The sequence below is a fragment of the Pseudomonas sp. MF6751 genome, assembly GCF_016613265.1.
Taxonomy (GTDB): domain Bacteria; phylum Pseudomonadota; class Gammaproteobacteria; order Pseudomonadales; family Pseudomonadaceae; genus Aquipseudomonas; species Aquipseudomonas fluorescens_BV.
In genome coordinates this window covers 44,855-55,831 of the sequence record NZ_JAENSV010000030.1, presented here as the reverse complement: position 1 = coordinate 55,831, position 10,977 = coordinate 44,855, and the positions used below count along the sequence as shown (strand labels likewise).

The 10,977-nt window shown below is 52.1% G+C and carries 12 protein-coding genes; 5 read left to right on the top strand and 7 right to left on the bottom strand.

Annotated features, from left to right (window positions below; genetic code table 11):
- Nucleotides 1-98: 98 nt before the first annotated feature.
- Together JJD66_RS20790 and JJD66_RS20785 are read left to right on the top strand one after the other, a co-directional pair.
- Nucleotides 99-632, top strand: a complete 534-nt coding sequence (locus JJD66_RS20790; RefSeq protein ID WP_200648908.1) for a protein NO VEIN domain-containing protein — start codon at nt 99-101, stop codon at nt 630-632.
- 35 nt (nt 633-667) lie between these two features.
- Nucleotides 668-1,045 carry a papain fold toxin domain-containing protein gene (locus JJD66_RS20785; RefSeq protein WP_169855636.1) on the top strand — a complete coding sequence of 126 codons (378 nt, stop codon included), beginning with the start codon at nt 668-670 and terminating at the stop codon, nt 1,043-1,045.
- A 206-nt stretch (nt 1,046-1,251) separates the two neighbouring features.
- Here the strand turns inward: JJD66_RS20785 and JJD66_RS20780 are convergent, their stop codons facing one another.
- Nucleotides 1,252-2,082, bottom strand: coding sequence for a hypothetical protein (locus JJD66_RS20780; RefSeq protein WP_169855637.1), 831 nt, complete (start codon nt 2,080-2,082; stop codon nt 1,252-1,254).
- Between the two features lie 1,574 nt (nt 2,083-3,656).
- On the opposite strand from JJD66_RS20780, the gene JJD66_RS20775 reads away from it, so the two are divergent.
- On the top strand, nt 3,657-4,556 hold the full coding sequence (locus JJD66_RS20775; protein WP_234452286.1) for a hypothetical protein: 900 nt from the start codon (nt 3,657-3,659) through the stop codon (nt 4,554-4,556).
- A 302-nt stretch (nt 4,557-4,858) separates the two neighbouring features.
- On the top strand, nt 4,859-5,641 hold the full coding sequence (locus tag JJD66_RS20770) for a restriction endonuclease (protein ID WP_169855638.1): 783 nt from the start codon (nt 4,859-4,861) through the stop codon (nt 5,639-5,641).
- 298 nt (nt 5,642-5,939) lie between these two features.
- Here the strand turns inward: JJD66_RS20770 and JJD66_RS28520 are convergent, their stop codons facing one another.
- The 5 genes from JJD66_RS28520 to JJD66_RS20745 form a co-directional block, all read right to left on the bottom strand.
- Complete coding sequence (locus JJD66_RS28520) at nt 5,940-6,206, bottom strand: antitoxin Xre/MbcA/ParS toxin-binding domain-containing protein (RefSeq protein ID WP_200648907.1); 267 nt, start codon at nt 6,204-6,206, stop codon at nt 5,940-5,942.
- Nucleotides 6,207-6,560: 354 nt separating this feature from the next.
- Nucleotides 6,561-7,190 carry an HAD family hydrolase gene (locus tag JJD66_RS20760; RefSeq protein WP_169855640.1) on the bottom strand — a complete coding sequence of 210 codons (630 nt, stop codon included), beginning with the start codon at nt 7,188-7,190 and terminating at the stop codon, nt 6,561-6,563.
- Between the two features lie 81 nt (nt 7,191-7,271).
- Entirely contained in the window at nt 7,272-7,769 is a 498-nt protein-coding gene (locus JJD66_RS20755; RefSeq protein ID WP_175385222.1) for a hypothetical protein, read from the bottom strand.
- A 97-nt stretch (nt 7,770-7,866) separates the two neighbouring features.
- Nucleotides 7,867-8,184: a hypothetical protein gene (locus JJD66_RS20750; RefSeq protein WP_169855642.1), complete on the bottom strand. Its 318-nt coding sequence runs from the start codon at nt 8,182-8,184 to the stop codon at nt 7,867-7,869.
- A gap of 75 nt (nt 8,185-8,259) precedes the next feature.
- Nucleotides 8,260-8,994, bottom strand: coding sequence for a metallophosphoesterase (locus JJD66_RS20745; protein WP_200648906.1), 735 nt, complete (start codon nt 8,992-8,994; stop codon nt 8,260-8,262).
- Between the two features lie 176 nt (nt 8,995-9,170).
- Here JJD66_RS20745 and JJD66_RS20740 point away from each other — a divergent pair, with 176 nt between their 5' ends.
- Complete coding sequence (locus tag JJD66_RS20740; RefSeq protein WP_122716536.1) at nt 9,171-9,647, top strand: helix-turn-helix domain-containing protein; 477 nt, start codon at nt 9,171-9,173, stop codon at nt 9,645-9,647.
- A gap of 52 nt (nt 9,648-9,699) precedes the next feature.
- On the opposite strand, the gene JJD66_RS28150 is transcribed toward JJD66_RS20740, so the two are convergent.
- Nucleotides 9,700-10,896, bottom strand: a complete 1,197-nt coding sequence (locus JJD66_RS28150) for a hypothetical protein (RefSeq protein WP_234452285.1) — start codon at nt 10,894-10,896, stop codon at nt 9,700-9,702.
- Nucleotides 10,897-10,977: the final 81 nt, after the last annotated feature.

Below are 10,977 nucleotides of genomic sequence, written 5' to 3'. Positions count from 1 at the left end.
GGCTGAAGCCTTGAGCTTGACTGAGTTGAATGATGGCGCGCTCTTCGACGCTGAGTTCGGAATAGGACATAGGGGCAGCACCGTACCGGAAAGGTCAGGTGTTGCACTCAGTTTTCGCGGCCGCCCTGAATTTCTTGGCTGACCTGAGGAAGTACCTGAACTCGGTCAGCGTTGTTTTAGCTAAAAAGGAAAGAAAAGGGAAGTCGCGGGTACCCGCTGACAAGGATCTGATTAGTCGTATCGAAAAAGCAGCTGTCGATAAAGTATGGACACATTTCGAAATGCTTGGGTATGCCCTTGCTTCTGTGGAGAAAGACAACAGAGGCTGGGATCTCGAAGCAGTCAAAGGAGATGAAATTTTGCACCTTGAAGTTAAGGGGCATATCGGGAATGTCGTTCAGTTTGAGCTTACGCCTAATGAATATTCGCAAATGAAGTCCAAGATGATGACTTATCGAGTCTGCATGGTAAGAACCTGTCTAGGAAGTCCCGAGTTATCGATACTGGTTCCCAAAGAGCACGAATGCGGTTGGATGCTGGAAAGTCAGGATCATGCAGTGAAAATAGCGCTAACCGAAAAGATAGCGGCGAAGGCTGGAGAGATAAGTGATGCCTCGCCGTCGATTGGGTGATCAGCCTTTGACGTAGGTCGGATAAAGGAGGGGGCGTGGAAAATATCTGTAATGAGTACGGTCAGTTTAAGTGTGTGGAGTGCGCGGATGCAGTCTGGCAAGAGTGTGAGGCTCTAGGGCTTGCGGCTGAATATCTAAAGATTGATACACCTGGAGAGAGAGGTAACGAAAAACCACTTAAGTTAAATTGGGGACTGTATGGGACATTGACTGATGTAACTCTCGCCTCATGGATGAAAACTGATCGTATCGACAGGTCTGTTTCGGAGGCCACGCTACATTATGGTGTGGATGTGAATGGCGTAGTATATGACAATGTCTTTCCCTGCGGTATCGCTAGATCCGCCTGGGAAAACATTTTTTGTAGTTTGCTTGAGCTCAATGTCGGTGTTGTAAAATCCACAGGGCGGTAGGTCGATTGTAAATTTCTGTACAAGTCGGAGACCTTGGGCGCTAGCGCCATACGCGGTTAATTAGTTTATCTATTTAAATAGATTCGCCCAGTGATTTCGGGGCCTGTAGATTAACGAATTACCCGAACGGGACACTAGGCTTGGGAGGATGCCACTTGAGGCAGCGTGAGATACAGAGCAGCGAACGATGAGAAAGAGCTACACGATCAATCAACCAGCCGATGCGGTTCCAGGCTTGTTGATACTGATTCAACTGGCAGCTTCATCCACACCTCGATCTCCTCCACGAATTGCGCGATCCGCTGAGCCAAGCCAGCTGCATAGAATATCAAGCCTTGCCTGTAAGCCACATACAAGTCATTGCTATCGTCCATTCCCCTACTTGGGTCTCCAAAGACATGCTCGGGCTCAAAGCAACCATCCATACCAACAGGCTCTTTGCCAAACAGATCATGGATTAATCGGGCTCTTTCAGCCAATTGCAGCCAGTGAAGGGCATGCTCTGGAGAGAGGTTTGCAGCTAATGGGAGAGCTAAGCGGATGTCATGGATTCGTGAATCAACACACCACAGCATCACCCTTAAGCGAGCAAAATCTTGAGCACTGAATTCTAGCTTTTCACACTTTCTTAGCAGCTCGTCAATTAGCTTTTTGGTGTTCTGGGACTCAAGCAGCGATAAATCATTATGGCTAATCAGATCTTCGTGGCCGAAAGTCCGGATATTTACATACGAGTCCACCACAGATGCCAGAATGTAATTCAAAGTGCGCAGTGAGTTTTTTTCCCGGTGATGCCTCGGAAAAATCTCAATGAAGATGTAGAAGATGTAGGCCGCAGCGATACCGGTCATAAGGTCGCCGACGATGTCCTCGAACGCTTTGGACTGGAGGGCCGAAATCAAGCATGCCCAATCAGGCGATGCCATGAAGGCAGGGACGGGAAACTTAATCTTTACTACCAAGAGCAATGTGACGCTTGCCAGAAACCCATAAAACAGCTTTCTTTCCCAGCGATCTTTCCACCACCACCTGAGCATTCCTTTCTCCAGAACGGGCCCAGTAGGGCTCATTTGCAATGAGACTGACATCGTGATGTCCGCCCTGCCCAGTCGGCCCGCTGGGCTACCCGGCAATTATATGTGCTCCAAGACCTAGCCGAGTAAATTGCTTTGGGTCGACGTCTGTCAGTCAGGGTTGCGAGAGTTTTAGTCATTCCAACGCGAACGAATAATAAATGTACTGCCGTGACATTGCGCTGAACTTCATTCAGGCTTCCACGGTAAAGGCACTGGACGGCGCATATGCCCCAGGCTAGGCGCTTACGATCGATCCAAGGATCAGAGGTAGGTCATCCTCATAGACTCTGCGCGCGCGAGACCAGAGCTGACTATCAGGCAGTGCGGTCATAGGATCCGATGTCGGGGTGTCAATATGAATAAATGGCAACATAGCCCCAAGCGCGCCCCGAACCCAAGGTGCTGCAGGCGTCCGGCAAACTCGTTCCGAAGTCCGACGCCAAGGACGATAATGTTCGCACATTTTTAGCAGTATGCGATCGCCCCGCCCATGAATCTCATACTCGAACGACGCATCTCGGAAACCTGTAAACCAATTTTTTAACGTGTTAATCGCAGGACTTTACAGTTCAAAAATTTGGTTTACAGGCCAGAGTTTTCAAAGTGCGTACAAGGTCAGCGAATGCGTTTCGCTAGAAATATGACGGTGGCGGACGCTGCAGACGCCTGTTGTCCGAGACGGATGGAATTTCAGACGGACTGATCCCAGCAAAAAAGCCCTATTGGTTTGACGTCAAAGCGTAAGCAGCAGCCTGCGGCTGCAAAGGAAAGCGATTTCTCCTTGGCCCCGGCCCATGGCACCTGGTAGAGCGCTCTATCTTTCAACGTTGGAAGGATCAGCCTGATCGGCGTTAGTCTGAGGTGTGACAGGGGAGGGATGTTGTCGAAAAACTTGGATGCCAGAAACGAGGAGGCCCCGCAGAGCGGGGCCATCACATAACCTAGTCTCGTCACCGCTTCGTGTAGCGCGGGAGTGGAGGTTCCTAGGGCTGCATATTCAGTGTAGCGAAACGGTATCGTTTTCGAAACCCCAGATTGGGATTTGAGAGCCAGAATTTTTCGGTGCTTTTCTATGCGGGCGAGCTCAAGCTTCGCGCCTGCGAGGCATGGTGGCGGGAGTGTAGGCGCATAGACAGGTATAGGGAAACGACACTGGCAAGAAACTCAAACGCCAGAAAAGAGGAGGCCCCGAAGAACGGGGCCGTCACATAACCTAGTCTCGTCACCGCTTCATGTAGCGCGGGAGTGGAGGTTCCTAGGGCTGCGGGGTTAGATTACCAGCCCCGGCGAGCACGTCAACCCCCAACATGGGAAATGAAAGCTCAGATCCTGACCTGGGAAACGACAGAACTTGGACGCGCCGGCACCAGGCCAACCTCCACAATTGCCTTTGAAATCGTCTCCGCTGGCCTGCGCGCCCCTGACTGGCTAATGTGTCGGCCACCCATGGCATTTTGCTTTCCGCTCGCGAATCCTGCCTGTACCATCGCACCCGCATGTGACATTTCACGGCGCTAAAGGGAGCTTGCGGGTAGATGGTCTGGCAAACGTTGGAGGCGAAGCTCTCCACTCCAAGAATGAGCCGCTACCTCAAGGGGCATCAGGGTAATCAAGATCACGCGGCTCAGGCCTATGTGCATAACATGAGGATCGCGGAGTCTCTGGTTTCGATCTTTCACGTGCTTGAAGTGGCGCTACGTAACGCAGTTCAGCGCGAAATGGTGCGTGAGTACCAGCGCGAAGACTGGTTTGAAGAATTTGATGGCAGTACAAACGGTGACCTCGCCTCCAGCTATGAGAAGGTGACAGAGGCACGGACATCTCTGAGGAAACGAGGGGTGACCGCCAATGCGGACGATATCACCGCCGAACTGAGCTTCGGCTTTTGGACATCATTGTTCAACCGGAAAGCCTTTCCGGACGTATCGAAACCTCTCATGCGGGTTTTTCACCACGCTCCCAAGAACTCTAAGAAGGCAGATGTCATCCGCAGCCGTCTGAACAATGCTAGAGATTTACGCAATCGATGCTTCCACCATGAGCCACTTTTGTGGCAACCGATCTACGAGCTGCATCGTGACATCACGGAGATTGTGCAGTGGATCGATCCTGGCCTATGCGCCTGGCTTAAAGCCCATGACCGATTGCCGTCAGCAGTAGTCGACTGGAACAATTGGAAGGAAGCCGCTAGGCGCGCGGCTGCCCACCCCGCTCCCGCCAAAGCAGCCGCCGCTACTGAACCTAAGGCTGAAGCTAACTCGGAGGTGGGTACAAAGGGTCAAAACGCTCAGGTCGAAAGTTCAGTAAAAGATGGTGAGAAAGCGCCGGCAGCCAAGCCTCAAAATGAGCCTCGGCACAATAAGCAAGTGGTGAAGATTTCCGTCAGAGTGAAAGCGGACGCTCAACAAAATTCAAGTGCAAACCTGGCGCCGTAGCGCGAGCCTGCCAAAGTTCGACGAGTAGGAATTTCGCCAGTAAATGAAGCTGCCAAAGATCCGCAGCCTCAGCCCACGGGCGAAGCCGGTGCACTGCCAGTTTTGCGGCTTAAACGCAATAAATCGGACGATTGACTGATGAGAGTGTTAATCAACAGGCCTCTGGGACAAGGTTGAGAATCTCCTGAACGCCTAAGATATCCGCAGCCGGGCCTTAAGGCTTGAAGTTATCGTGCTTGAGGGCCGCCCAGGCTGACCTGTGCCACTGACCATGCACACAAACAATACCCCACAGGGAAAATATGAATTTCACACCAACTCAATATGAGATATTGATACAAGAGCTACATCAAAGACTCATAGATGACGAAGGGTTTTCGGGAGTCCAAGTCAAACACAATGTTACGATTAAAGGAAAAAGTGGCGCAAATCATCAGATTGATGTTTGCTGGGAATTAATCATTGCTGGAGCAAAGCAGCTATTCTGCGTCGAATGCAAATATTGGAAAAGCCGTGTCAAAAAAGAGCACATCGCTAGCTTCCAAACAAAGCTGCAAGACCTAGGAGGCGCCAAGGGTATTTTCGTTACAACAGAAGGCTACCAAGAAGGTGCAAAGTTACTCGCCACAGAGTATGGAATAATACTAATAAGTACGAATATCGAAATGGCCACTGCCAATGCCACGCTCGAATTTCTGGCTAGGCAGCAGGAGGATATAATAGTTGATTTCGAAGATTGCGACGAAGAAGCTCACGCTCATATTGAAATCATCCAGCAACAAAGCCCGAATGAAGTTAGAATCTTTGACGAAAACACGGAAGACGCAGGAACATTCTCTGATTTATTAGAATATCTCTCCCGCGATGAAGAGGGCCACTATTCTGAGCGTATCAAAAACTTCTACATTCTTGCTGCAGGGAGACCAGTCAAAATACAAAACATACGATTTTATCAGAAGATCACTAGATTTCCGGGAATGGAACTACATGGAACCCATGAGTTCGCAAAGGTGGTAGCAAAATACATATTAGAGGATCGGGAGATTTCAGCATCACTGTCTTCCCACAGTGGAGCCTCAACTTGAGCAATCTCCTCATCAACAATAAAGACCTCTTGTAACTAATGGTTTTCAGGCGCAGGGCGTGAATGGCAGCACTGCTGCCCTAAGGCCGGGCGAACCAGCCGACACCATTGAGGACGATGAAGAACGCATAAGAGCCAAGAGGCGACTGATGCGTAATCGGCAAGCGGTCAAAGCCCCAGGTTAGCGTTAAGACGTTGGTCGCGGACTGATGCCAGGCCTTGCTCCATAGCAACGCTTCCGGCCCCGAACCTGAGCCACCGCCGACGGAGAGTTCCAAGTCTGCAACAGGCCCACCTGCTTAGGCATACATGCCGTGATCCATTCGCAGCAGCTCGCCATGGACATCCGCGTACCCTGTAGATGTACACAGCATCCTGCAGGGTGCCTGACGGCCTACCCCTACTGCAGATCTTGCAAGCCATCGATGCGCCTTTCTTCGGCTTCCAAACACTCCAAGCGCGATTGAGAAGACATGGTCGTAACGCGCCTGAAAACAGCAATGTCTAGCACTCCAGCAGCCGATTGGGGAGCGAACGCATCGTCCGACAATCCTAAGCTCATTCATGCTTCACCCTTTTGCGATACTGGTCTCGTCGCCTCTTGTACTCTGTGTCGGTAGCATCCCGGCGCCCTGTACAAAGGCTTCAACACATAGCGATGGTGCCGGACAGCCATGGTCTGCACGCATGCGGTCGATAGACACTCACTATCCTGGCTTGGCTGTTGGTTGAAGTCATAGTGGTGCGCATCGTAGCGGCCCTGATCCACGCCTGGGGCTACCAGCGCGCTTTCAAGCCTCGTTCTAGGCACTAAGCCTCCCAACCCACTGACCGTTGGCACGCATGGACAGGGCCACCTCCTAGCTCGGCCCATCAGCTCAGACGCAACGCTTACCATCGAATTGAAGATCTGCTCGCAGCTACCTATCACTCAGCACTGATCGTGCAAAATGGGAAAGATTGGAAGCCCCGTCTCCATTCCTGCGCAATAGGTAACCCTTGATACCGACCTGGCCAGGCCCATCCCGATCACACCTTTCTGAGTCGCCAATCATGACGATCTGTCTCTGACCGCTGAGCTCATTTTCTGGCCGGACATTAAGCAGATCGCAGGTGTGCTGATAGATGCCGGCTTGCGGTTTCATAACACCAATGCGATAGCTGAAAACATAGGCCCCAAGGTGGGGGAAAATCCTTTCCACTACGGGGCCGTAAGCCATTGCCAGGTTTGAACATACGGCCAGTCTCACCCCCGCAGCTTGCAGTAGCCCAACGGCCTCAACCGCGTCTGGATAAGGCTGAATGCTTGCCAGCTCTTCCTCCAAGCATTGATCAAGAAATGCGAGTTGGGAGGGCGAGATCTTGATACCAAAGGCCAGCGCAGCCTCGCTTAGAGAAAGGCAACGGGTCATGATCGTTCGAATGTCATCAGCGCGAGGCAAGCGGCCTTGGCGTCGCCCCTCTCGAAGCAACTGTCGAAACGGATGTGTCGGCTGCTGTATCTCGACCAGCGTTCCGAAGGCGTCAAAGATAACGGCATTGGTCTTCATCTGAGTTTCCTTCGCTGTTCAGCGTCCGCAAGACAGCCAGCCACTCTAACGAGAATCAAGTTCAACAACCAAAAAACCAAGCTACCGAAGAGTAACGCCAAATTTTGAAAATTCATCCACCAGCGTTTTTCGACCCAGCATTTTAGGAAGCTTGAAGACGTTCCTGTACCCATACCACAAAAACATAGGAATAATGACAAGCCCAACTCCAAAGGTCGCCGTTGCAGCAATAATCCCAGCTGGAACCGCTGCTAGCGAAATAACCACACCCTTTACCAAAGTCGACCTTGCAATAATTCGCAGATCATCCAAGTCGCACTCAACTTTCCCACCAGCCTTCTCAAAAGCGACAACAATTATCGATTTCTTTGAGGCATGCTTATAGTACCAAGTTCGCGGAACATCAGTCGCCAAAGCACCATGCTTCGCAAGGTACTTCAGCATCACAACCTCTTTGAAATAGAGCGTAGCGCCGTGCTCATCTTCATATCTAACACGTCGATAGAGAGCGTCTAGATCACCGCTCGCTTGAGCATCATAGTTCTTAACAGTCAATGTCAATTTCTTTAACTCGGACATGCTTCTTCCCTTAAACACACATTAACTATTAATGGATTAGATGACGGTGGGCCTAATGAAGCAGGCTGAGACAGCGGCCTCGACGACGCGGGGGCACTCAAGCGGCGGCACGCAATCGGCTGACCATGACGTAATGATCGTTGCCTGACACTGTCCGCAATAACGCCATGCCTTCAACCTCCGCTATCACCTCACTAGGTGGTGTGACAATTGTCATCCCATCAACCAGTTGCCCTGAAAGATCGCCATACACATACGCAACGAAACGATCGCCAACTTCAGCTGCATCTACCAGGTACGCGTCCACTAGTGCACCCCAATCATGGGCCTGCGCGATCGCCAACTTAGCTGACACCAGACTGGGCAGTCGTATTACGCCCTCAACCATCCAGTCTTGGGAATTCAGACAACTCATGGATTCTCCATCACGTTCGAATTTGAAACCTACTCACTTACTGAAAAAGCTAAACGGCGGCAGCCCAATCAGTCTTCATACACTGACAACTAGGTCTGGCCGAAAGCCAGTTTCTTCGGTGGGATAACCACGAGGATTACTCACAAACCGGACGCCATTAACAACCTCATCCACAGCTTCGTGGGTATGGCCAAAGATCCATAGATCGATCTTGAAATCCATCAGGCCATCCCAATTGTTTCCATAGGCTGCTCGCAAGTGAGGATCGGCTCCTTGGTCACTCACGAACTTCATAAGAGGCGGATGGTGAGTCACAACTACACGCTTACCGTTGAATGGCAGCGACAGCTGAGCCTCTAACCAATCCTTCGTCTCTCGATTTCTCGCGATCAGGTCGTCAGGGCGCAAACGCCGATACTGTTCACCGACACGGATAGCGCGAAAGTCATTCAGTGAGTCACGAGCACACCAAGAAGCAGCTACTGGGTCTCCGGTCGCGGCCAGGCTTGTCCAAGCCGTAGCACAGAGAAACTGCACATCACCGTACTCTAAAACCTGATTTTCCAAGACGTGGACGTGCGCCTCAGCAGCGTCAAGCAGCTTGCTGTGAGTTCGATCTATATTCCCGCTGTAGTGCTCATGATTGCCCATGGCGTAGACGACAGGCGTGCTGAAGGCCAGGCTGGCCCATCTGGCCCCCCTGGACTTCACGTGGATGTCGCCGGCTAATACGACCACGTCACAGTCCACCACAGGGGGGATGAAATCGGCGAACTCACAATGTAAATCAGACAGTATGTGAAGCTTCATCCCTAGCCTGCTGACGTCGACTTTCTAATAAATTGATCACTCCCTGGCCGGTCGCCCGGACGCGGCGAGGCTGTCATCTGTAGGCCCACGATAAACGATGATCGCCATTATTGCCAGCTTTCGATATTTATCGACGAATGGCGCTGTGGCCCTATTCTTCGTTTTGAGCGCTCAGCATGCAGAACGAGATAGCAGCAATAGTCCGAGCTCTGCGCGACCTTCGAGGATCGGCCCAGGAGGAGCTCGCCGAGATCAGTTCCCAAGCCAATCTGTCGCGATTGGAGCAAGGGAAAACGCAGGTCTCTTTGGTCAAGCTGAGCAAGATCGCGCTGACCCTAGATTTCGACCTCGTGGCTCTGGTCGCACTGTGTCAGGCCCTCCAAGATGGGTCATCACCTATCGATGTCATGGCGAAGGCTTCGAAGGATTTGGAGGGCTTCATAGCCGAGGGAGGCTTGCAGGGCCTGAAGAGGCACTGGGACGCTGGTGAAGGGTTGGTGAAGCGCACGCGAGGCAAACCCAGCAGTCCAGACCGAATCCGAGCTGTGCTAGAGCTCAAGGCCAGTGGCATGTCGAAGGCGGAGGTGAGTCGAGCGCTGGGTTTGCCTGAAGCGACTGTCAGGCGTTACTGGCTCAAAGAACTGCCTGGCTAGAAAGGGAGTTGTGGGGTACGAGCAGAGAAGCTCTCCACTTGTCCGATTCGATTTAGCGCGGCGGCAGATCAGTGAAGCGCAGCCTAGGATAGATCCGCCTTTCCTCAGCGCATTTGGAAATCTGGAAGAACGCTGACAGCAGTGCATCTTCCGAAGGGCAGTGGCGGGTCATGACCTCGAACTCGTTGTAATCGAACGCTAGGACGCGGACACCGACCTCATCCATGAACTTCAAAATCATGGTGCTGTATTCATCGTAGTTGTCGATAAAAAACTCTCTGACCACGACAACTCCCACTAGGGGGCGTGCAGCAAGATCAATGTCCAAGGGCGTGCCGTCCACAAGCGCCAAGGCTGGATTGCCTTCTCGCCTGATCGTTGAGATAGCACCGCGTAGTTGCTGAAGGCCGTTCTTCAACTGACCTGTAGCCTTCTTTCGCTTTCTCTCAAGCGTAGTGTTCAACGTCGCTGGGGTATTGGGACTGTCCTTCGCCTGCAGCAGTAAAGTCACTTCATCGCCCATCACCACTACGTCAGCCAGCTCTTCGCCATCGGAGACCTTCAAGGGGCCATGGATGATCCGCTCGGAGGTATATGCCCGCTGGAGCAGATAGATAATATCCAGCTCCTGAAACGTACCCGGCTCAGTGCGCTCCAACTGTGTATTGGAGAAGCCTTTGGAGCCTCGAAAGTCCTGGCGGGTAAGGTCGGTGATCAAATAGTCCGAAGGGAACAGATCCTCCTCTAGGAACACCGTTGTGGCATGAGCGTCGTCCTCATAGGTCGTGAGGCTGAACCATCTGTCCGCCTGCTCATACATCTTGGGCCAGTGATCTGCACCAATGGGGCTGAGTGTACCGAGCTCCTTGCGGAGCTGACCAAGCTTCGCCTGGGCCTTACAACTGAACAGCTCACGGTTGTGCTCGTCGAAAAAGCACACACTGAACTCGTCAGGGAGGCTCCGCAGTGCCTCGGTGAGAGGGTCACCAGGGATGAGTGGGGTTTTGATCAATAGCGGGCTTTGTGGGTCATCAAAGCAGGCTGTGAGAAGCGTAAGCCCCATCGTTTCGCCTGCCTTGTATGGCGCGAGATAAAGCTTCAATTCACGCCTTTGCTGAGCGGCCAGGATCAGCTCTTTCCCTGCCTTGATTACCAGAACGAAGCCTTCAGGGCCATCAACGATCCATAATCCACGGGCTAAAACAGCGATTTGCTGAAGCGCTTGTGGTTTCATGATCGTGAGGTACATGTGAACTCCTTGGCGGTTGCCTGATTGCGTCCTGCACAACCTGAAGCCTAAAGCGATGAGGCTAGGCCTAGACTTGCCATT